The organism is Pseudomonas sp. RW409 (assembly GCF_003184125.1).
Lineage (GTDB): Bacteria > Pseudomonadota > Gammaproteobacteria > Pseudomonadales > Pseudomonadaceae > Aquipseudomonas > Aquipseudomonas chlororaphis_I.
Genome location: NZ_QHHP01000004.1, coordinates 568,645 through 588,664, shown reverse-complemented (window position 1 = coordinate 588,664; position 20,020 = coordinate 568,645). Strand labels below are relative to the sequence as shown.

Annotated in this window: 17 protein-coding genes and 1 pseudogene; 11 read left to right on the top strand and 7 right to left on the bottom strand. The window is 63.6% G+C overall.

Annotation, left to right across the window (positions count from 1 at the left end; all coding sequences use genetic code 11):
* Window positions 1-228, bottom strand: a 228-nt coding sequence (locus DK261_RS05310; protein ID WP_218278171.1) for an NAD(P)-dependent oxidoreductase, incomplete at its 3' end; no start/stop codon positions are given.
* A gap of 84 nt (window positions 229-312) precedes the next feature.
* A complete protein-coding gene (locus tag DK261_RS05305; RefSeq protein ID WP_009045339.1) occupies window positions 313-1,206 on the bottom strand; it encodes a LysR family transcriptional regulator ArgP in 894 nt (297 codons plus the stop codon).
* Between the two features lie 96 nt (window positions 1,207-1,302).
* On the opposite strand from DK261_RS05305, the gene DK261_RS05300 reads away from it, so the two are divergent.
* The 10 genes and pseudogenes from DK261_RS05300 (at window position 1,303) to DK261_RS05255 (ending at window position 15,164) form a co-directional block, all read left to right on the top strand.
* The gene (locus DK261_RS05300; protein WP_009050524.1) at window positions 1,303-1,704 is read left to right on the top strand and encodes an ACT domain-containing protein; all 402 of its coding nucleotides are present in this window, start codon (window positions 1,303-1,305) and stop codon (window positions 1,702-1,704) included.
* A gap of 5 nt (window positions 1,705-1,709) precedes the next feature.
* Window positions 1,710-2,312 carry a LysE/ArgO family amino acid transporter gene (locus DK261_RS05295; protein WP_016703358.1) on the top strand — a complete coding sequence of 201 codons (603 nt, stop codon included), beginning with the start codon at window positions 1,710-1,712 and terminating at the stop codon, window positions 2,310-2,312.
* 176 nt (window positions 2,313-2,488) lie between these two features.
* Complete coding sequence (locus tag DK261_RS05290) at window positions 2,489-3,085, top strand: superoxide dismutase (RefSeq protein ID WP_007929765.1); 597 nt, start codon at window positions 2,489-2,491, stop codon at window positions 3,083-3,085.
* A gap of 303 nt (window positions 3,086-3,388) precedes the next feature.
* Window positions 3,389-5,447: pseudogene (locus tag DK261_RS05285) on the top strand (putative bifunctional diguanylate cyclase/phosphodiesterase); the annotation flags it as partial.
* Window positions 5,448-5,603: 156 nt separating this feature from the next.
* Window positions 5,604-6,947, top strand: a complete 1,344-nt coding sequence (locus DK261_RS05280) for an imelysin family protein (protein WP_009050527.1) — start codon at window positions 5,604-5,606, stop codon at window positions 6,945-6,947.
* Between the two features lie 270 nt (window positions 6,948-7,217).
* On the top strand, window positions 7,218-8,645 hold the full coding sequence (locus DK261_RS05275; RefSeq protein ID WP_110175356.1) for a di-heme oxidoredictase family protein: 1,428 nt from the start codon (window positions 7,218-7,220) through the stop codon (window positions 8,643-8,645).
* 30 nt (window positions 8,646-8,675) lie between these two features.
* On the top strand, window positions 8,676-9,740 hold the full coding sequence (locus DK261_RS05270) for an imelysin family protein (protein WP_028683269.1): 1,065 nt from the start codon (window positions 8,676-8,678) through the stop codon (window positions 9,738-9,740).
* A 2-nt stretch (window positions 9,741-9,742) separates the two neighbouring features.
* Entirely contained in the window at window positions 9,743-10,840 is a 1,098-nt protein-coding gene (locus DK261_RS05265; protein ID WP_038634757.1) for a DUF1513 domain-containing protein, read from the top strand.
* A 135-nt stretch (window positions 10,841-10,975) separates the two neighbouring features.
* Window positions 10,976-12,127 carry an efflux RND transporter periplasmic adaptor subunit gene (locus DK261_RS05260; protein WP_009050531.1) on the top strand — a complete coding sequence of 384 codons (1,152 nt, stop codon included), beginning with the start codon at window positions 10,976-10,978 and terminating at the stop codon, window positions 12,125-12,127.
* A gap of 13 nt (window positions 12,128-12,140) precedes the next feature.
* Window positions 12,141-15,164: a multidrug efflux RND transporter permease subunit gene (locus DK261_RS05255; protein WP_009050532.1), complete on the top strand. Its 3,024-nt coding sequence runs from the start codon at window positions 12,141-12,143 to the stop codon at window positions 15,162-15,164.
* A 61-nt stretch (window positions 15,165-15,225) separates the two neighbouring features.
* On the opposite strand, the gene DK261_RS05250 is transcribed toward DK261_RS05255, so the two are convergent.
* The 5 genes from DK261_RS05250 to colR all read right to left on the bottom strand — a co-directional run bounded on the left by DK261_RS05250 (window position 15,226) and on the right by colR (window position 19,001).
* Entirely contained in the window at window positions 15,226-15,453 is a 228-nt protein-coding gene (locus tag DK261_RS05250) for a hypothetical protein (RefSeq protein WP_016703355.1), read from the bottom strand.
* Between the two features lie 2 nt (window positions 15,454-15,455).
* On the bottom strand, window positions 15,456-16,169 hold the full coding sequence (locus tag DK261_RS05245) for a lipopolysaccharide kinase InaA family protein (RefSeq protein ID WP_028683272.1): 714 nt from the start codon (window positions 16,167-16,169) through the stop codon (window positions 15,456-15,458).
* A 4-nt stretch (window positions 16,170-16,173) separates the two neighbouring features.
* A complete protein-coding gene (locus tag DK261_RS05240) occupies window positions 16,174-16,854 on the bottom strand; it encodes a class I SAM-dependent methyltransferase (RefSeq protein ID WP_009050535.1) in 681 nt (226 codons plus the stop codon).
* Between the two features lie 193 nt (window positions 16,855-17,047).
* Complete coding sequence (locus tag DK261_RS05235; RefSeq protein ID WP_009050536.1) at window positions 17,048-18,328, bottom strand: HAMP domain-containing sensor histidine kinase; 1,281 nt, start codon at window positions 18,326-18,328, stop codon at window positions 17,048-17,050.
* Entirely contained in the window at window positions 18,318-19,001 is a 684-nt protein-coding gene (gene colR, locus DK261_RS05230) for a two-component system response regulator ColR (protein WP_009050537.1), read from the bottom strand. The genes DK261_RS05235 and colR overlap by 11 nt, the downstream gene beginning before the upstream one ends.
* Before the next feature lie 219 nt (window positions 19,002-19,220).
* On the opposite strand from colR, the gene DK261_RS05225 reads away from it, so the two are divergent.
* Window positions 19,221-19,964 (top strand): phosphatase PAP2 family protein, encoded by a 744-nt coding sequence (locus DK261_RS05225; protein WP_038634760.1) that lies wholly within the window; start codon window positions 19,221-19,223, stop codon window positions 19,962-19,964.
* Window positions 19,965-20,020: the final 56 nt, after the last annotated feature.

The following is a 20,020-nucleotide window of genomic DNA, read 5'->3' as shown; positions in this document are numbered from 1 at the left end:
CCCCACCGCCCCCGCGCAGTGCACCACCGCATCGACATCGCGGCACAGGTCGCGCACCAGGTCGGCATCGCTCAAGTCACCCTGGACGAACTCGGCTCCACGCCGCACCAGATGCTCCACACCTTCGGCCCGACGCCCGTTGACCCGTACATCCAGGCCCTGCTCAAGGGCAAAACGCGCGAAGCGTCCACCAATGAAGCCGCTTGCGCCGGTGACCAGAATTTTCATGACTTGCTCCGATTGCTTTCGTGTTTCATGCCTGTCGCACTATGTATTGCTTAACGCTATTGCCTGATGCCTTGACGCCTGGTGTCACGCCAACGGCACCAGCCATTGCGCCGAAGAACGTGCCAGGTGCTCGGTGAGCAGGCCCAGCAGTTGGCCACCATTGCGCCAATGATGCCAGTACAGCGGCACATCGATCGGCTTATCTGGCAAAAGCTCCACCAACACACCCCGCGCCAACTGGTCGCGCACCTGCAGTTCGGGCACCAGCCCCCAGCCCAGGCCGGCTTCGGTCAGGCGGATGAAGCCCTCGGACGAGGGACACAGATGATGCTCGAACCCGCCATCGACCCCCAGCGCCGCCAGGTAGCGGTGCTGCAGAAAATCGTCCGGGCCGAACACCAGGGCCGGCGTCCGGGCCAGGCGCTCGGCTTGCACACCCTGCGGAAAATGCCGCGCCAGGAACGCCGGGCTGGCCAGGGCGCGGTAGCGCATGGCCCCCAGCAGCACGCTGCGGGCGCCCGCCACCGGCCGCTCGCTGGCACAGACACAGGCCGCCACTTCCCCGGCCCGCATGCGCTTGAGGCCGACGGTCTGGTCTTCGACGATCAGGTCCAGAAGCAAGTGCTGCTCGGCACAGAAGTCACCCACCGCCTCAGCCCACCAGGTGGCCAGGCTGTCGGCGTTGAGGGCGATGCGCAGACGCTCCGGCAAGCCTTCCTCGTCCAGGGCCGGCACCTGGCTCTGCAGATCGCGTTCGAGCAGGCGTACCTGCTGCACATGGTTGAGCAGGCGCCGGCCGATTTCCGTCGGCGCCGGCGGCGTGACCCGCACCAGCACCGGCTGGCCGATCCGCGCCTCGAGCAGCTTGATGCGCTGGGAAATGGCCGACTGCGACAACCCCAGCACCTGCGCGGCACGCTCGAATCCGGCCTGTTCGATCACCGCGGCCAGGGCGGACAGCAATTTATAGTCGAACATCAGTTTTCCTAATGAGCGATCAGTAATATTGGTTTTTCTTATACAGCCTGCAACCGGAGAATAGCCAGCATGCTTTCTCGTTCAAGGACCTTTTTCATGGCTGGCGAAACCTCCCTCGATACCCTGCTGCGCAGCATGAGCCCGCAGCTCAACCCCGGTGACTACGTGTTCTGCTCCATCGCCGATCGCGCGCTGCTCGAGGGCACCGACGTACTGGGCAGCTTTCGCGAGCAGGAAGGGCTCACGGTGATCCTCGAGCGCCAGCAAGCCGAACGCCTGGGGTTGGGTTTCGACTACGTCGCGGCCTGGATCACCCTGAACGTGCATTCGGCCCTGGAAGCCGTCGGCCTGACCGCCGCGTTCGCCAGCGCCCTGGGCAAGGCCGGGATCAGCTGCAACGTGATCGCCGGCTACTACCACGATCATCTGTTTGTCGGTAAGGCCGATGCCGAGCGCGCCATGCACGTACTGCGGCAACTGGCGGCGGGCGAGGAGTAAACGACATGTGGCAGAGCTACGTTAACGGGCTGCTGGTAGCGGCCGGGCTGATCATGGCGATCGGCAGCCAGAATGCTTTTGTCCTGGCCCAGAGCCTGCGCCGTGAACACCACCTGCCGGTGGCCGTGCTGTGCGTGACTTGCGATGCGTTGCTGGTGGCGGCCGGGGTATTCGGCCTGGCCACGGTGCTGGCGCAGAGCCCGACGCTGCTGGCGGTTGCCCGCTGGGGCGGCGCCGCGTTCCTGATCTGGTACGGCAGCCAGGCCCTGCGTCGCGCCTGCTCCAAACAGAGCCTGCAGCAGGGCGAGAACCAGACCGTCCGCTCGCTGCGCGCGGTGCTGCTCAGCGCGTTGGCGGTGACCCTGCTCAACCCCCATGTGTACCTGGACACGGTGCTGCTGATCGGCTCGCTGGGCGCGCAACAGACCGAACCCGGCGCCTATGTGGTCGGCGCGGCCAGCGCTTCGCTGCTGTGGTTTTTCACCCTCGCCCTCGGCGCCGCGTGGCTGGCTCCATGGCTGGCACGGCCGAGCACCTGGCGCATTCTCGACCTGCTGGTGGCAGTGATGATGTTCAGTGTCGCGATTCAACTCCTCAGCGCCGCATGATTTATTCCAAAAGGCTCTGGAACCTCTATCCCACACAGTTGTTGCGTGGTTATGCCGCACCCCCGGTGCTATGATCCGAACCCTGCGCCGCAAAGAGTACAAACTCCCCGGCGCTTGTCTGGCCGCCCGTGATCGGCCTTGCGCCCACCGCAACTGACCTGATTAGGAGAATCACCATGGCTTTCGAATTGCCGCCGCTGCCTTACGCACACGATGCCCTGCAGCCGCACATTTCCAAGGAAACTCTGGAATACCACCACGACAAGCACCACAACACCTATGTCGTGAACCTGAACAACCTGGTGCCAGGCACCGAGTTCGAAGGCAAAACCCTGGAAGAGATCGTCAAGTCTTCCTCGGGCGGTATCTTCAACAACGCCGCTCAGGTCTGGAACCACACTTTCTACTGGAACTGCCTGGCGCCAAACGCTGGCGGTCAACCAACCGGCGCACTGGCCGAGGCCATCAACGCGGCTTTCGGTTCGTTCGACAAGTTCAAGGAAGAATTCACCAAGACTTCCGTCGGCACCTTCGGTTCCGGTTGGGGCTGGCTGGTGAAAAAGGCTGACGGTTCCCTGGCCCTGGCCAGCACCATCGGCGCCGGCAACCCGCTGACCAGCGGCGACACCCCGCTGCTGACCTGCGACGTCTGGGAACACGCTTACTACATCGACTACCGCAACCTGCGTCCCAAGTACGTCGAAGCGTTCTGGAACCTGGTCAACTGGAAATTCGTGGCCGAGCAGTTCGAAGGCAAGACCTTCGTCGCCTAAGCCCGTTTGCAGTCAAAAAAACCCGGCATTGCCGGGTTTTTTCGTTTTACCGGCAAGCGGCCGGCTTGCCGCGCCAGCCCGGCGCGCTAACATCCGCTCAGGTAAAAAATCGCCGCCGTCCCTCAAGTTGCAAGGCTTGGCTACCGACATATAACCGATAAGCGCGGATAGGCTGGCTCCCGGCATTCCAGCCAAGCCTACAGGTGAAATATCCTGGGCCTGATTGTCCCTTTGACTGCCATCACGGGATTGCCAATACTCATGGCAACTTGACGCTACACGCACGGAACAAGGAATAACCCTTTGAAGCTGGAACTCAAAAACAGCTTGTCGGTGAAGTTGCTCCGGGTTGTGCTGCTGTCGGCACTGATAGTGGGCGTAGTTCTGAGCTGCGCACAAATCGTCTTCGATGCTTACAAGACTCGGCAGGCGGTCGCTAATGATGCCCAGCGCATTCTCGACATGTTTCGCGACCCCTCGACCCAGGCCGTTTACAGCCTGGACCGCGAAATGGGCATGCAAGTCATCGAAGGCCTGTTCCAGGACGATGCCGTGCGCATGGCCTCCATTGGCCATCCCAACGAAACCATGCTCGCGGAAAAAACCCGTGAGTTGCAGACATCTCCCAGCCGCTGGCTGACCGACCTGATCCTCGGCAAGGAGCGCACCTTCACCACCCAACTGGTGGGTCGTGGCCCCTACAGCGAATACTACGGCGACCTGAGCATTACCCTCGACACGGCCACCTACGGCCAGGGCTTCATCGTCAGTTCGGTGATCATTTTCATTTCCGGCGTATTGCGTGCCCTGGCCATGGGCCTGGTGCTGTATCTGGTTTACCACTGGCTGCTGACCAAGCCGCTGTCGCGGATCATCGAGCACCTGACCACCATCAATCCGGACCGCCCCAGCGAGCATCAGATTCCCTTACTCAAGGGCCACGAGCGAAACGAGCTGGGGATCTGGATCAATACCGCCAACCAGTTGCTGGCGTCGATCGAGCGCAACACGCACCTGCGCCATGAAGCGGAAAACAGCCTGCTGCGCATGGCCCAGTACGACTTCCTCACCGGCCTGCCCAACCGCCAGCAGTTGCAGCAGCAACTGGACAAGATCCTGATCGATGCCGGCCGCCTGCAACGCCGGGTCGCGGTGCTCTGTGTCGGCCTCGACGACTTCAAGGGCATCAACGAACAGTTCAGCTACCAGACCGGCGACCAGTTGCTGCTGGCCCTGGCCGATCGCCTGCGGGCCCACAGCGGTCGCCTGGGCGCCCTCGCCCGCCTCGGCGGCGACCAGTTCGCCCTGGTCCAGGCCGACATCGAACAACCCTACGAAGCCGCCGAACTGGCGCAGAGCATTCTCGACGACCTGGAAGCGCCGTTCGCCCTCGACCATCAGGAAATCCGCCTGCGCGCCACCATCGGCATCACCCTGTTCCCGGAAGACGGCGACAGCACCGAAAAGCTGCTGCAGAAAGCCGAACAGACCATGACCCTGGCCAAGAGCCGGTCGCGCAACCGTTATCAGTTCTACATCGCCAGTGTCGACAGCGAGATGCGCCGGCGCCGCGAGCTGGAGAAGGACCTGCGCGAAGCCCTGACCCGCCAGCAGTTCCACCTGGTCTACCAGCCGCAGATCAGCTACCGCGATCATCGGGTGGTCGGGGTCGAGGCGCTGCTGCGCTGGCAGCATCCGGAACACGGCTTCGTCCCGCCGGACCTGTTCATCCCCCTGGCCGAGCAGAACGGCACCATCATCGCCATCGGCGAATGGGTGCTGGACCAGGCCTGCCGCCAGTTGCGCGAATGGCATGACCTGGGCTTCAGCGACCTGCGCATGGCGGTCAACCTGTCCACCGTGCAACTGCACCACGCCGAGCTGCCGCGGGTGGTCAACAACCTGCTGCAGATCTACCGCCTGCCACCGCGCAGCCTGGAGCTGGAAGTCACCGAAACCGGCCTGATGGAAGACATCAGCACCGCCGCCCAGCACCTGCTGAGCCTGCGCCGCTCAGGGGCGCTGATCGCCATCGACGACTTCGGCACCGGCTACTCGTCCCTGAGCTACCTCAAGAGCCTGCCGCTGGACAAGATCAAGATCGACAAGAGCTTCGTCCAGGACCTGCTGGATGACGACGACGATGCGACCATCGTGCGGGCGATCATCCAGCTGGGCAAAAGCCTGGGCATGCAGGTGATCGCCGAGGGCGTGGAAACCGCCGAGCAGGAGGCCTACATCATCTCCGAAGGCTGCCACGAAGGTCAGGGTTATCACTACAGCAAACCCCTGCCGGCACGGGAGCTGAGCGCCTACCTGAAACAGGCCCAGCGCAGTAACGCGGCCATCCTCTGAAAGCCCGATTGCGCGCCTAAGCCTGATCCAGCGCAATCGCTTCCTGAATAGGAAATATTTACAACCACAACCCTTTACACATAATGCAAATCTTTCGCATTATGTCGCAGTTTTGCGCGCCCCTCGCGCCAGTCCACCCCTCTCTCGAAGCAGGATGTTCGCCATGATTCGTATGCCTCTGGCTACCGCCAGTCTGTTGGCCATCGCTATTTCCCTCGCCGGTTGCGGCGAAGGCAAAGACAAGGCTGCCGCGCCGCAAGCCGCTGCTCCAGCCGCCAGCACCGCAGCCCCGGCCACCGCTCCTGCGGCCGGCAAGGTCGATGAAGCGGCGGCCAAGGCGGTTGTCGCGCATTACGCCGACATGGTCTTCGCCGTATACAGCGATGCCGAATCCACCGCGAAGACCCTGCAGACCGCAATCGACGCCTTCCTCGCCAAACCCAACGCCGACACCCTGAAAGCCGCCAAGGCTGCCTGGGTCGCCGCTCGCGTGCCTTACCTGCAGAGCGAAGTGTTCCGCTTCGGCAACACCATCGTCGACGACTGGGAAGGTCAGGTGAACTCCTGGCCGCTGGACGAAGGCCTGATCGACTACGTCGACAAGTCCTACGAGCACGCACTGGGTAACCCGGGCGCCACCGCCAACATCATCGCCAACACCGAAGTCCAGGTCGGCGAAGACAAGGTCGACGTGAAAGACATCACCCCGGAAAAACTCGCCAGCCTCAACGAGCTGGGCGGTTCCGAGGCCAACGTCGCCACCGGCTACCACGCCATCGAATTCCTGCTCTGGGGCCAGGACCTGAACGGCACCGGCCCTGGCGCCGGCAACCGCCCGGCTTCCGACTACCTGGAAGGCGCCGGCGCCACCGGTGGCCACAACGACCGTCGCCGTGCCTACCTGAAAGCCGTGACCCAATTGCTGGTCAACGACCTGGAGGAAATGGTCGGCAACTGGAAACCGAACGTGGCCGACAACTACCGCGCCACCCTGGAAGCGGAACCTGCTGAAAGCGGCCTGCGCAAAATGCTGTTCGGCATGGGCAGCCTGTCCCTGGGCGAACTGGCGGGCGAGCGCATGAAGGTGTCCCTGGAAGCCAACTCCCCTGAAGACGAGCAGGACTGCTTCAGCGACAACACCCACAACTCGCACTTCTACGATGCCAAGGGCATTCGCAACGTGTACCTGGGCGAGTACACCCGCGTCGACGGTACCAAGCTGACCGGCGCCAGCCTGTCGTCGCTGGTAGCGAAAATCGACCCGGCCGCCGATACCACGCTGAAAGCCGACCTGGCCGCCACCGAAGCCAAGATCCAGGTCATGGTCGATCACGCCAACAAGGGTGAGCACTACGACCAGCTGATCGCCGCCGGCAACGACGCGGGCAACCAGATCGTGCGTGACGCCATCGCCGCGCTGGTCAAGCAGACCGGTTCGATCGAACAGGCTGCGGGCAAGCTGGGCATCAGCGACCTGAACCCGGACAACGCCGATCACGAGTTCTGATCAGCGTTGCGGGAATGAAAAGGCGACCTTCGGGTCGCCTTTTTTTGTGCCTGGCCTGTAGCCGCTGCCGCAGGCTGCGATAAGGCCGCAGGCCTTCAGCGATCTTGAAACCCTGCGCCCCCTTCGGTGGCGAGCGCAGCCTTCGGCAGCGGCTACAAGCGGGTGCTCCGCGCTTGCCTCAGGTCAAGCGGAACGATAATTCCTCTTATTCAAACTCCCCTGCCCTGTTAGACTTTGCGCCCTTGTTTTGCTCGTCCTGCAGGATATCCGATGCCCCGATCGCTGCTTCGCTGGTCTGCGCTGTTCATGGCCTTGAGCCTGAGCGCCTGCGATGACGCCCCGCGTTTTACCCAGGCCGAGCCGGGCGAAGCGCGTTCCGGCGGTGAAGCGACCGTGCGCAAGAGCGACCAGAACGCCTTTTCCATGCCGTCGGCCAACCTGTCGCCGACCCGGCGCCTGGACTTCAGCGTCGGCAACAGTTTCTTTCGCAGCCCCTGGGTGATCGCCCCCTCGACCACCACCGCCCGCGACGGCCTGGGCCCGCTGTTCAATACCAACGGTTGCCAGAACTGCCATATCAAGGACGGCCGCGGCCACCCGCCGACGCCCGACTCGGACAACGCGGTGTCGATGCTGGTGCGCCTGTCGATCCCCAATGAGCCGGCCTACGCCAAGATCATCGAGCAGCTGGGCATAGTGCCCGAGCCGGTGTACGGCGGGCAGTTCCAGGACATGGCGGTGCCTGGTGTCGCCCCGGAAGGCAAGGTGCGGGTCGAGTACGAACCGCTGACCCTGCGTTTCAAGGACGGCAGCGAAGTCGAACTGCGCAAGCCGAAGCTGCAGATCACCCAGCTCGGCTATGGCCCGATGCATCCCGACACCCGTTTCTCGGCGCGCGTGGCCCCACCGATGATCGGCCTGGGCCTGCTCGAAGCCATCCCCGAGGCGGCGATCCTGGCCAATGCCCAAGCGCAGGCCAAGGCTGGCAACGGCATCGCCGGCCGGCCGAACCGGGTCTGGGACGACGCCCAGCAAAAGACCGTACTCGGGCGTTTTGGCTGGAAAGCCGGACAACCCAACCTCAATCAACAAAATGTTCACGCGTTCTCTGGTGATATGGGCCTGACCACCCGCCTGAGACCCTTCGATGACTGCACCGACGCCCAGACCGCCTGCAAGCAAGCCCCCAATGGCAACGGGCCGGATGGCGAACCGGAAGTCAGCGACAACATCCTGCGCCTGGTGCTGTTCTACAGCCGCAACCTCGGGGTGCCGGCGCGCCGCGATGTTGGCTCGCCACAAGTCCTGGCCGGCAAGAACCTGTTCTACCAGGCCGGCTGCCAGTCCTGTCATACCCCCCAATTCACCACCGCCGTCGATGCCGCGGAACCCGAGCTGGCCAATCAAGTGATCCGCCCCTACAGCGACCTGCTGCTGCACGACATGGGCGAAGGCCTGGCCGACAATCGCAGCGAATTCCAGGCCGGCGGCCGCGACTGGCGCACGCCGCCGCTGTGGGGGATCGGCCTGACGCAAACGGTCAGTGGCCACACCCAGTTCCTGCATGACGGCCGCGCCCGCAACCTGCTCGAAGCCGTGCTCTGGCATGGCGGCGAAGCCCGGGCGGCGCAGCAACAGGTTTTATCCTTCAATGCCGAGCAGCGCGCTGCGTTGCTGGCATTCCTGAATTCTCTTTAACGCCTTCCTACAAGAACCGGGAGCCCGAACATGTTCCGTCCCAAGCTGTTGTTCACCAGCCTTGCCGCGCTCGCCCTGGGCGCCTGCTCGCCGCAGGACCCACAAGCCGTGACCTCGGCGGCCATCGCCAAGCAGGTGATCCTGCCGACCTACAGCCGTTGGGTCGAAGCCGACCGCCAGCTGGCGATCAGCGCCCTGGCCTTCTGTGAGGGCAAGCAAAGCCTGGACACCGCCCGTGCCGACTTCCTGCACGCGCAGAAAGCCTGGGCCGAACTGCAACCCTTGCTGATCGGCCCGCTGGCCGAGGGCAACCGCTCCTGGCAGGTGCAGTTCTGGCCGGACAAGAAGAACCTGGTCGGCCGTCAGGTCGAACAGCTGGTCACCGCCACGCCGCAGATCGACGCCGCCGCCCTGGCCAAATCCAGTGTCGTGGTACAGGGCCTCTCGGCCTACGAGTACATCCTGTTCGACGCCAAGATCGACATGGCCGACAGCGCGCAGAAAGCCCGCTACTGCCCACTGCTGAGCGCCATTGGCGAACGCCAGAAACAGCTCGCCGAAGAGATCCTGTCGCGCTGGAACACCAGCGACGGCATGCTCGCGCAACTGAGCAAGTTCCCCAACCAGCGCTACGCCGACTCCCATGAGGCCATCGCCGATCTGCTGCGGGTCCAGGTCACCGCGCTGGACACCCTGAAGAAGAAGCTCGGCACGCCGATGGGCCGTCAGAGCAAGGGCATTCCGCAGCCGTTCCAGGCCGACGCCTGGCGCAGCCAGTCGTCCATGCAGAGCCTGGAAGCCAGCCTCGCCGCGGCCCAGACCGTCTGGGCCGGGGTCGACAACAAGGGACTGCGCGGCCTGTTGCCGGCCGAGCAGAAGCCGTTGGCGGACAAGATCGACGCCGCCTACGCCGCCTCGCTGAAGCTGTTCGCCAGCACCCAGCGCTCGCTGACCGAGCTGCTGGCCGACGACGCCGGCCGCCAGCAACTGAACGATATCTACGACAGCCTCAACGTCGTCCACCGCCTGCACGAAGGCGAACTGGCCAAGGCGCTGGGCATCCAACTGGGCTTCAACGCCAACGACGGTGACTGATCATGCTGCGACGTCAGGCTCTGGCACTCGGCAGCCTGCTGCTGAGCGCCGTCACGCTGGGTGGCTGGACGCTGTTCAAGCACAAGGACCAGGGCCCGCTGCTGCTCTCGGCGCGGGATGACGGCGACGGCAAGCACTACGCCGTCGGCTATCGCCTGGATGGCCAGCCAGTGTTCGCCACCCAGGTCGGTCAACGCTGTCATGACATCATCAACCACCCGACGCTGCCGATCGCCCTGTTCGTCGCCCGCCGTCCGGGCACCGAAAGCTACCTGATCGACCTGCGTGACGGCGCCTTGCTGCAAACCCTGGCCTCGCAACCCAACCGGCATTTCTATGGCCACGCGGTGATCCACAAGAGCGGCGACTGGCTGTACGCCACCGAGAACGACACAAGCGATCCGGGTCGCGGCCTGCTCGGGGTGTACCGGTTCGAGGGCGAACGCCTGGTGCACAGCGGCGAGATCCCGACCCACGGCATCGGCCCGCACCAGGTGTCGTGGATGCCGGACGGCGAAACCCTGGTGGTGGCCAACGGCGGGATTCGCACCGAAGCGGAAAGCCGCGTCGAGATGAACCTCAACGCCATGGAACCGAGCCTGGTGCTGATGCAGCGCGACGGCAACCTGCTGAGCAAGGAAACCCTGGCCCAGCAGATGAACAGCGTGCGCCACATGGGCATCGCCGGCGACGGCACCATAGTCACCGGCCAGCAGTTCATGGGCGATGCCCATGAGTCCTCGCAGTTGCTGGCGATCAAGCGTCCGGGGCAGCCGTTCCAGGCCTTCCCGGTGGCCGAGCACCAGTTGCAGGCGATGGGGCATTACACCGCCAGCGTCGCGGTGCACAGCGAACTGCGCCTGGTGGCCCTCACCGCTCCGCGCGGCAATCGCTTTTTCATCTGGGACCTGGACAGCGCCGAAGTGCGCCTGGACGCGCCCTTGCCGGACTGTGCCGGAGTCGGTGCGGTGGCCGATGGTTTTGTCGTGACCTCGGGCCAGGGGCGTTGCCGCTTCTACGACTGCCGCCAGAAACAACTGGTGGCAAAGCCCCTGGATTTGCCGGCAGGGCTCTGGGACAACCATTTGCACCTGGTCTAGTTTTCACCGCCACGCAGGATTGGAAAACAGGACTCCGGATGACCGGATTGTCATCTGGAAGCCCCCGGAAAGTCGGAGTAATGTCTCCGGCAATCAGCTTGGTTTTCCCAGCTTCGTTTTCCAAGGAACCGGAATATGCTGCGTCGCCGCATGTTTATCATGTTGGGTGTCGTCCTGCTGATCGTGCTGTTGCTGGCAGGCTACAAGGCCTTCTCCATCTATCAGCAGGTCAAGCTCTTCTCGGTGCCCAAGCCGCCGATCAGCGTGGCCGTGGCCACGGCTCGCGAACAACCGTGGCAAACCCGCCTGCCCACGGTCGGCACCCTCAAGGCCCTGCAAGGGGTTAACCTCAGCCTGGAAGTGGCCGGGACCGTCAAGGAACTGCAATTCGAATCCGGGCAGAAGGTCACGGCCGGCCAGCCCTTGCTGCAACTCGACAGCGACGTGGAAAGCGCCCTGCTGGAAACCGCCAAGGCCGACCTGGGCCTGTCCCAGCTTGATTATGGCCGCGGCAGCCAGCTGGTGGGCAGCCAGGCGATTTCCCGCGGCGAATACGATCGATTGTCGGCGGTGCTGCAAAAGAACAAGGCCACGGTCAATCAGCTCAAGGCGGCGCTGGCGAAAAAACGCCTGATCGCGCCCTTCAGCGGCACCATCGGCATTCGCCATGTGGACGTCGGCGACTACCTGGCCAGCGGCACGGTGATCGCCACCCTGCAGGACCTCAGCAGCCTGTACGTGGACTTCTTCGTCCCGGAACAGGCAGTGCCGAAAATCGCCCTGGGCCAGTCGGTCAGCGTGATGGTCGCCGCCTACCCGGCGGAACAGTTCACCGCCACCATCAGCGCCATCAACCCCAAGGTCGAAGACACCACGCGCAACGTGCAGGTGCGCGCCACCCTGGCCAACCCCGACGGCAAGCTGCTGCCGGGCATGTTCACCAACCTGCAGGTGCTGCTGCCCGATCCGCAGCCCCGGGTGGTGGTACCGGAAAGCGCCATCACCTACACCCTGTACGGTAACTCGCTGTACGTGGTGGCCGAGAAAAAGGCCGCCGATGGCAGCCCCGAGAAAGACGACAAGGGCCAGCCGGTGCTGATCGCCGAGCGGCGTTTCATCGAAACCGGCGAACGGCGCAACGGCCTGGTGCTGATCAACAAGGGCGTGAGCAACGGCGAACAGGTGGTAAGCGGCGGGCAGATCAAGCTGGACCATGGCGCGCACATCGCCATCACCCCGGACAAGATGCTGCCCACCGAACAGAGCGGCCAGCCACGCACGAACTGATCAAGGAATCCTCATGGCTTTTACAGATCCGTTCATCCGTCGTCCGGTGCTGGCCACCGTGGTCAGCCTGCTGATCGTGCTGCTGGGTTTCCAGGCCTGGAGCAAACTGCCGCTGCGCCAGTACCCACAGATGGAGAACGCCCTGATCACGGTCACCACCGCCTACCCCGGGGCCAACGCCGAGACCATCCAGGGCTATATCACCCAGCCGATGCAGCAGAGCCTGGCCAGTGCCGAGGGCATCGACTACATGACCTCGGTGAGTCGCCAGAACTTCTCGGTGATCTCGGTCTACGCCCGTATCGGCGCCAACAGCGACCGCCTGTTCACCGAGCTGCTGGCCAAGGCCAACGAGGTGAAAAACAAGCTGCCCCAGGACGCCGAGGACCCGGTGCTGAGCAAGGAAGCCGCCGACGCCTCGGCGCTGATGTACATCAGCTTCTTCAGCCAGGAGCTGAACAACCCGCAGATCACCGACTACCTGTCGCGGGTGATCCAGCCGAAGCTGGCGACCCTGCCGGGCATGGCCGAGGCCGAGATCCTCGGCAACCAGGTGTTCGCCATGCGTTTGTGGCTGGACCCGGTCAAGCTCGCCGGCTACGGCCTGAGCGCCAGCGACGTGACCAGCGCAGTGCGCCGCTACAACTTTTTGTCCGCGGCCGGCGAGGTCAAGGGCGAGTACGTGGTCACCAGCATCAACGCCAGCACCGAGCTGAAATCCGCCGAAGCCTTCGCCGCCATTCCCCTGCGGACCGAGGGCGACAGCCGGGTACTGCTCAGCGACGTGGCACGGGTCGAGATGGGCGCGGAGAACTACAACGCGATCAGCTCCTTTGGCGGCATCCCTTCGGTCTACATCGGCATCAAGGCGACCCCCAATGCCAACCCGCTGGACGTGATCAAGGAAGTGCGCAAGATCATGCCGGAGCTGGAGGCCCAGCTGCCGCCCAACCTCAAGTTGGAGATCGCCTACGACGCCACGCTGTTCATCCAGGCCTCGATCAACGAGGTGGTGAAGACCCTGTTCGAAGCCGTGCTGATCGTGATCGTGGTGGTGTTCCTGTTCCTCGGCGCGCTGCGTTCGGTGGTGATCCCGGTGGTGACCATTCCGCTGTCGATGATCGGCGTGATGTTCTTCATGCAGTTGATGGGCTACTCGATCAACCTGCTGACCCTGCTGGCGATGGTGCTGGCCATCGGCCTGGTGGTGGACGACGCCATCGTGGTGGTGGAAAACATCCACCGCCATATCGAGGAAGGCAAGACGCCACTGGACGCGGCCCTCGAAGGCGCCCGGGAAATCGCCATGCCGGTGGTGTCGATGACCATCACCCTGGCCGCGGTCTACGCCCCCATCGGCTTCCTGCAGGGGCTCACCGGGGCGCTGTTCAAGGAGTTCGCCCTGACCCTGGCCGGCGCGGTGGTGATTTCCGGCATCGTCGCCCTGACCCTGTCGCCGATGATGTGCGCCCTGCTGCTGCGCCACGACGAAAACCCCAGCGGCCTGGCCCACCGTCTCGACCTGATTTTCGAAAGCCTCAAGCGCCGCTACCAGAGCCTGCTGCATGGCACCCTCAACACCCGGCCGGTGGTGCTGGTGTTCGCCCTGATCGTGCTGTGCCTGATCCCGGTCCTGCTCATGTTCACCAAATCGGAACTGGCCCCGGACGAGGACCAGGGCATCATTTTCATGATGGCCACCGCGCCCCAGCCGGCCAACCTGGATTACCTCAACGCCTATACCGACGAGTTCCTGGAGATCTTCAAGACGTTCCCCGAGTACTACTCCTCGTTCCAGATCAACGGCTTCAACGGCGTGCAATCGGGTATCGGCGGTTTCCTGCTCAAGCCCTGGAACGAGCGCGACCGCACGCAGATGCAGATCCTGCCCGAGGTCCAGGCCAGGCTCGCGGGCATTGCCGGGCTGCAGGTCTTCGGTTTCAACCTGCCGTCCCTGCCGGGCACCGGCGAAGGGCTGCCGTTCGCCTTCATCATCAACAGCCCCAACGATTACGAGTCGTTGCTGGAACTGTCCGACCGAGTGAAGAAGCGCGCCATGGAGTCGGGAAAGTTCGCCTTCGTCGATATCGACCTGGCCTTCGACAAGCCGGAAGTGGTGGTCGACATCGACCGCGCCAAGGCGGCGCAGATGGGCGTGTCGATGCTGGACCTGGGCGGGACCCTGGCCACCTTGCTCGGCGAGGCGGAAATCAACCGCTTCACCATCGAGGGACGCAGCTACAAGGTCATCGCCCAGGTCGAACGGCCTTATCGCGACAACCCCGAATGGCTGAACAACTACTACGTGAAAAACGCCAAGGGCGAGGCGCTGCCGCTGTCGACCCTGATCAGCGTCCATGATCGGGCCCGGCCACGGCAGCTCAACCAGTTCCAGCAACTCAACGCCGCCACCATTTCCGGGTTCCCGGTCGTGAGCATGGGTGAAGCGATCGATACCGTGCGCCAGATCGCCGAGGAAGAAGCCCCGCCGGGCTACGCCTTCGACTATGCCGGGGCCTCGCGACAGTTCGTCCAGGAAGGCAGCGCGCTGTGGGTGACCTTTGGCCTGGCGCTGGCGATCATTTTCCTGGTGCTGGCGGCGCAGTTCGAGAGCTTCCGCGATCCGGTGGTGATCCTGGTAACGGTGCCGCTGTCGATCTGCGGGGCCTTGATCCCACTGTTTCTCGGCTGGTCGAGCATGAACATCTATACCCAGGTCGGGCTGGTGACCCTGATCGGCCTGATCAGCAAGCACGGGATCCTGATCGTCGAGTTCGCCAACCAGCTGCGCAAGGACCAGGGACTGACGCCGCGCGAGGCCGTGGAAGCCGCCGCGGCCATTCGCCTGCGGCCGGTATTGATGACCACCGCGGCGATGGTCTTCGGCATGGTGCCGCTGATCCTGGCCACCGGTGCCGGCGCGGTCAGCCGGTTCGACATCGGCACGGTGATCGCCACGGGGATGTCGATCGGCACCCTGTTCACCCTGTTCGTGCTGCCCTGCATCTACACCCTGCTGGCCAGACCGGACAAGTGAAGGACACAGGCAATAAAAAAGGCCTCGCGATGCGAGGCCTTTTTATCGGGCTTGATGGTCTTCAACTTTGCGGCCTCATTCCCTGAGTCAGGCCGAACATGAACAACAAAAGATCACGATCGGGTTGGGCTGCCTGGGTCGTCTTGACGACCCGTGGCAACGGGCAATGCGCATCACCCTGCGCCGTGCTGAGAACTTCCATGCGTGGCTGCTCCCAGGCAGCCACAGCCAAGGATGCAACTGCCAAGGCTCCTACTAAAAACAAACCTCGTGCAATTTCGAGCTTCATCACTATAAGCCTTTGATAGCGCTGCCAAACGCCGTCCTATAAAAATAGTTGAGTTTGTCCCAGTCCGTGGTACTCCACGACGAGTGGCGACGTAATTGTTTCATGTCATGGGCGGCAGCCCGTTTAGCGGTCAGGCGCTGGCGGCATTTCTCGAAATCCAGCAGTGCGATATCCACCTTCGCCGCTTCGCCCTCGCCCATGACCCGCACGAACACATGCTTGCTATACAGGCAGCCATGCTGCCAGCGGCCCCGGTGCATGCGCGCCAGCGTGGCCGCCAGCTCCTTGAGCACACGCTCGTGCAGGGCCTCGCCGTGGCGCTCGCGTTCGCCAGCGGCGTACCAATGGTCGATTTCCACGAAGCCGTCCAGCGCCTCGGTCACCAGCAAGGCACGCCACTGGCCCTGGGAATCACGTTGCGCACCGCAGAACACCAGGTGCGGCACCTCCACATTGAGCTGGCTCAGGCCCTTGAGCGCATCCTGCTCGCGCAGCACCGTAGGACGGCCGAAGGGGTGCAACCAGCTGCGATAGATATGGCCGACCTGGCGCTTGGCATACAGCACACGCCCGTCAGTGCCCGGAATACGTTGGACGCCACTTTCCCCGCCTCGACGTTGATTGGGCTCTTCGACCCACTCCCCCTGCTGATTCCAGAAGTAGTCGAAACGGTCCGCAGCAGCGACTTCCATTCCCGGTGCACATTCAACGGCCATCCTGTTACCTCTTGCGTAATACGTAGACTCGCCACATGGCGTAGAGCGGAAAAAAGTCCAGATGATCCTGAACGCGAAACCCGGCCTGCTTGAATTCTTCTTCAACCGTGGCAGCCGGTAACACAAAACGGTTCTGGTAACCTTCCTGCCCGGATTCCTCCTTGCGCCGGACTTCCATGCGCTTGCGCTTCCAGGCCTTGAAGTTGCCATCGACCCACAGTGAAACGATCACGCTATCCCGGGTAACCCGCTGGAACTCCCGGAGCAGAGCCAGGCGATGGGACGACTCGCCGATGTGATGCAGCAGGCGCATGCAGAAAATGCTGTCGACGGCGTTGTCCGGCAAGTCGATGTCAAAGGCAGAGGTCTGCAAGGGTTGTACCCGTTTCACCACCTCGGCCGGTTGCGCCACCGTGGCGATCCTCAACATCGCCGCGGAGTTGTCCGCCCCGATGATCACGCGATTGGGTTTCTCCGCCAGCAACGGCCAGAAACGCCCGGCCCCACAGGGCAGGTCAAGCACCAGGCCCGGCTCTCCAGCCATGGCCAGCGCCGCACGCGCCAACTGCTCGTCACGCTTGTGGGACATTCGGCGCGCTACGCCATCCTGATGTTTGAGCAGGTACTCCTGAGCGTGTTGTTCGTCGTACTTCTCGGAAAATTCCAGCTTGATCGGGGTCGCCATCACACAGTCTCCTGAATCTGATGGCCCCCACCTTAGGCAGCGGCTTGTCAGCGTCAGGTCATGTCTTTGTGAAAACTTCGTCCGGTCCAGAGTGGAAATATTTCAGGGTTTTACAGGCTCTCACGGGTGGCCTGGGGCCATCAACCAGGAAATTTCCCGACCTGACGGCCCACGCTGAAGCCATAGAGACCCGTCATGCCGTGCGGCGGTTCAACTCGACATGAAACCGGCAACCGTTGGGCTCCATGGTGCTGAGGCTGACGCTCCAGCCCTGGTCCTCGCAGATCCGCTGCACCAGCGACAAGCCCAGGCCCAGGCCCTCGCCGCGCTTCTCGTTGCCGCGCACGAAGGGCTCGAACATCGCCTCGCGTTTCTCCTCGGGAATGCCGACACCGCTGTCCTCGACCACAAAACCGCGGGGTTCCAGGCTCAAGCGAATGAAGCCCTGCTCGGTGTAGTGCAAGGCATTGCGCAGCAGGTTGCCCATCACCGCGTGCAGGAAGGTGGCGTTATAGCGGGTGTCCAGCGGTTGGCCGGCGTCGAAGATCAGCTCGAGGCCCTTTTGCCGGATCGGTCCGCCCCACAGGCCTACCAGGTCCTCGGCCACCTGGCTCAAGGTCGCCTGGGGCGACATACCGCCGTCTTCGCGCTGGGCGCGGGCCAGCATCAGGAAGGTCTGCACCAGCTCGCGCATCTCGCCGCATGCCCGGGCGATGCGCTCGACCTGGGCCCGGCCGCGCTGGTCGATCGCCGGGTTTTCCAGCAACAGCTCGCAGGAGCTGGCCAGTACCATCAGCGGCGTACGCAGTTCGTGACTGACATCGCTGGTGAACAGGCGCTCGCGGTTCAGGGCCTGGCGCAGGCGCCCCAGGGTGGCGTCGAAGGCCACCGCCAACTCCCCGACTTCGTCGGCCGCGTAGTCCGGTGCCAACGGCGGCGCCAGCCCCAGCAACTGGTCGCGATGCCGCACCTGGCGCGCCAGTCTCACCACCGGCGCCATGACCCGGCGCGCCAGTACCCAGCCAAGGAACACCGCCAAGGCCAGGCTCAGTACGAAGCCCACCAGCACCACCGCGAAGAGCACCCGTTCGCGCTCTTCGAAATCGCTCTGATCCTGCAGCAGCACGTAGCGCCGACCGTCGACCACTTCGACCATGGCGTGGTACGACAGCTGTTCGCGGAACACCTCATGAAAGCCCGGATCCAGATGTCGCAGATCCTTGGGCAGCTCGAAGTCGCCGCGCCCGCCGCTGAAGTAAAACAGCTGGTCCGGCTCGGGACGGTGGCTCCAGTCGGAAACGTTGTCCATCAACAGCAGACGCTGAAGGTCGCCCCCCAGGCCCGCGGAAATCAGCTTCTCTTCCACCAGGTGCACCGTCGCCACGATACCCAGGGCGAAGGCTCCAGCGACCAGCGCACTCATCAGCGCAAAGGCGATGATGATCCGCTGGGAAAGGCTTTGCTTAAACTCCATCACGACCCTCGGCCAGGCGGTAACCGACACCGTGCACGGTATGCAGCAACGGTTTGCCGAACGGCTTGTCGATCACCTGGCGCAATTGGTGGACGTGGCTGCGCAGGCTGTCGCTGTCCGGGCAGTCGTCGCCCCACAGCGCTTCTTCGAGAATTTCCCGGCGCAGCACATGCGGGCTCTTCTGCATCAGCACCGCCAGCAACTTCAGGCCCACCGGGTTGAGCTTGAGCAGGCGCCCTTCGCGGGTGACTTCCAGGGTGTCGAGGTCATAACTCAGGTCTCCGACCTGCAGGGCCCGGCGCCCGCCGCCCTGGGTGCGGCGCATGACTGCCTCGACCCGCGCGGCCAGCTCGGACAAGGCGAAGGGCTTGACCAGGTAATCGTCGGCCCCGGACTTGAAGCCTTGCAGGCGATCGTCCAGTTGGTCGCGGGCAGTGAGCATGATCACCGGCGTATCGCGGCGGGCATCCTCGCGCAGGCGCTTGCACAGGGTGTAGCCATCGATCCCCGGCAGCATGATGTCGAGCACGATCAGGTCGTAATGTTCGGTGGCGGCCAGGTGCAGGCCCGACAGACCGTCCTGGGCGCAGTCCACGGTGTAGCCTTTAAGCCCCAGGTAGTCGGCCAGGTTGGCCAGAATATCGCGGTTGTCTTCAACCAGTAGAATTCGCATGGGCACTCTCTCCGCACACAGTTACGGCCGTCTTGGCTCGCGCAGCTTAAGGCCAAGCGTGGCTGACGGCTAGGGTTGTTCAATCTCCCGCGGCGAACGCCGCCGCAGGGTTCCAGGGCCTTGACGAGTTTTTCACCCAGGGTTCACACGCTGACGACAAGGGCGGCTCCAGACTCCGCGGGAACCCGCGACCGCAACGCTTCCCTCGAAGGACTTTCCATGGCTCCGACCCTCGCCCGCCCCGCCTCCAGAGCGCTGAACTGGTGGATCTGCCTGGGCGTTCCCGCCCTGGCTGCCGTCAGCTTGCTGCTGCTTGAACTGACCTCCCTGGACATGGACCTGGCCCATTACTTTTATGACCCCGCCGCTGGCGGTTTCATCGGCGGCCACAGTTATTTCCTGGAAAATATCCTGCATGACCGGGCCAAGCAGGCGGTCATCGTCTTTTCGGTGCTGGCCATCGTCGGCTTCATCGGCGCCTTCTTCGTCCCGCGTCTCAAGCCGTTCAAGCGCGAACTGGGTTGCCTGGTGCTGTCCCTGGGCCTGGCCACCGCGTTCGTCACCCCGGTCAAGGCGGTCACCGCCGTGCAGTGCCCGTGGAGCCTGAAGGAGTTCGGCGGCAAGGAAACCTACAGCGAACTGCTCAGCCCCCGGCCAGCGACCGACAAGCCCGGTCGCTGCTGGCCAGGCGGCCATGCCGCCACCGGTTTCACCCTGTTCGCGCTGTTTTTTGTCCTGCGTGACCGCCGCCCGCGCCTGGCGCGCAAGGCGCTGGTGTTCGCCTTTGCCCTCGGTACGGTGTTCTCGGTCGGGCGCATGCTGCAGGGTGCGCACTTCTTCTCCCACAACGTCTGGACCGCGATCTTCTGCTGGCTGATCTGCCTGGGGGCGTACTACTTCATTCTCTATCGACCGGCGGGCAAGGCTGAGCCTGTGCTGGAGACGGAAGCGGTCAAGGCTTGAGGTCTTTTCGCGAGCAAGCTCGCTTCTACAGAACCATGCACTCTTTGTAGGAGCGA

What these genes read in the sequence shown, in the direction of transcription:
- DK261_RS05240 (WP_009050535.1), bottom strand. Translation starts at nt 16,854, where the DNA reads ATGGCGACCCCGATCAAGCTGGAATTTTCCGAGAAGTACGACGAACAA.
- DK261_RS05290 (WP_007929765.1), top strand. Translation starts at nt 2,489, where the DNA reads ATGGCTTTCGAATTGCCGCCGCTGCCTTACGCACACGATGCCCTGCAG.
- DK261_RS05250 (WP_016703355.1), bottom strand. Translation starts at nt 15,453, where the DNA reads ATGAAGCTCGAAATTGCACGAGGTTTGTTTTTAGTAGGAGCCTTGGCA.
- DK261_RS05275 (WP_110175356.1), top strand. Translation starts at nt 7,218, where the DNA reads ATGCCCCGATCGCTGCTTCGCTGGTCTGCGCTGTTCATGGCCTTGAGC.
- DK261_RS05295 (WP_016703358.1), top strand. Translation starts at nt 1,710, where the DNA reads ATGTGGCAGAGCTACGTTAACGGGCTGCTGGTAGCGGCCGGGCTGATC.
- DK261_RS05305 (WP_009045339.1), bottom strand. Translation starts at nt 1,206, where the DNA reads ATGTTCGACTATAAATTGCTGTCCGCCCTGGCCGCGGTGATCGAACAG.
- DK261_RS05270 (WP_028683269.1), top strand. Translation starts at nt 8,676, where the DNA reads ATGTTCCGTCCCAAGCTGTTGTTCACCAGCCTTGCCGCGCTCGCCCTG.
- DK261_RS05245 (WP_028683272.1), bottom strand. Translation starts at nt 16,169, where the DNA reads ATGGCCGTTGAATGTGCACCGGGAATGGAAGTCGCTGCTGCGGACCGT.
- DK261_RS05260 (WP_009050531.1), top strand. Translation starts at nt 10,976, where the DNA reads ATGCTGCGTCGCCGCATGTTTATCATGTTGGGTGTCGTCCTGCTGATC.
- DK261_RS05225 (WP_038634760.1), top strand. Translation starts at nt 19,221, where the DNA reads ATGGCTCCGACCCTCGCCCGCCCCGCCTCCAGAGCGCTGAACTGGTGG.
- DK261_RS05255 (WP_009050532.1), top strand. Translation starts at nt 12,141, where the DNA reads ATGGCTTTTACAGATCCGTTCATCCGTCGTCCGGTGCTGGCCACCGTG.
- DK261_RS05235 (WP_009050536.1), bottom strand. Translation starts at nt 18,328, where the DNA reads ATGGAGTTTAAGCAAAGCCTTTCCCAGCGGATCATCATCGCCTTTGCG.
- DK261_RS05300 (WP_009050524.1), top strand. Translation starts at nt 1,303, where the DNA reads ATGGCTGGCGAAACCTCCCTCGATACCCTGCTGCGCAGCATGAGCCCG.
- DK261_RS05280 (WP_009050527.1), top strand. Translation starts at nt 5,604, where the DNA reads ATGATTCGTATGCCTCTGGCTACCGCCAGTCTGTTGGCCATCGCTATT.
- DK261_RS05265 (WP_038634757.1), top strand. Translation starts at nt 9,743, where the DNA reads ATGCTGCGACGTCAGGCTCTGGCACTCGGCAGCCTGCTGCTGAGCGCC.
- colR (WP_009050537.1), bottom strand. Translation starts at nt 19,001, where the DNA reads ATGCGAATTCTACTGGTTGAAGACAACCGCGATATTCTGGCCAACCTG.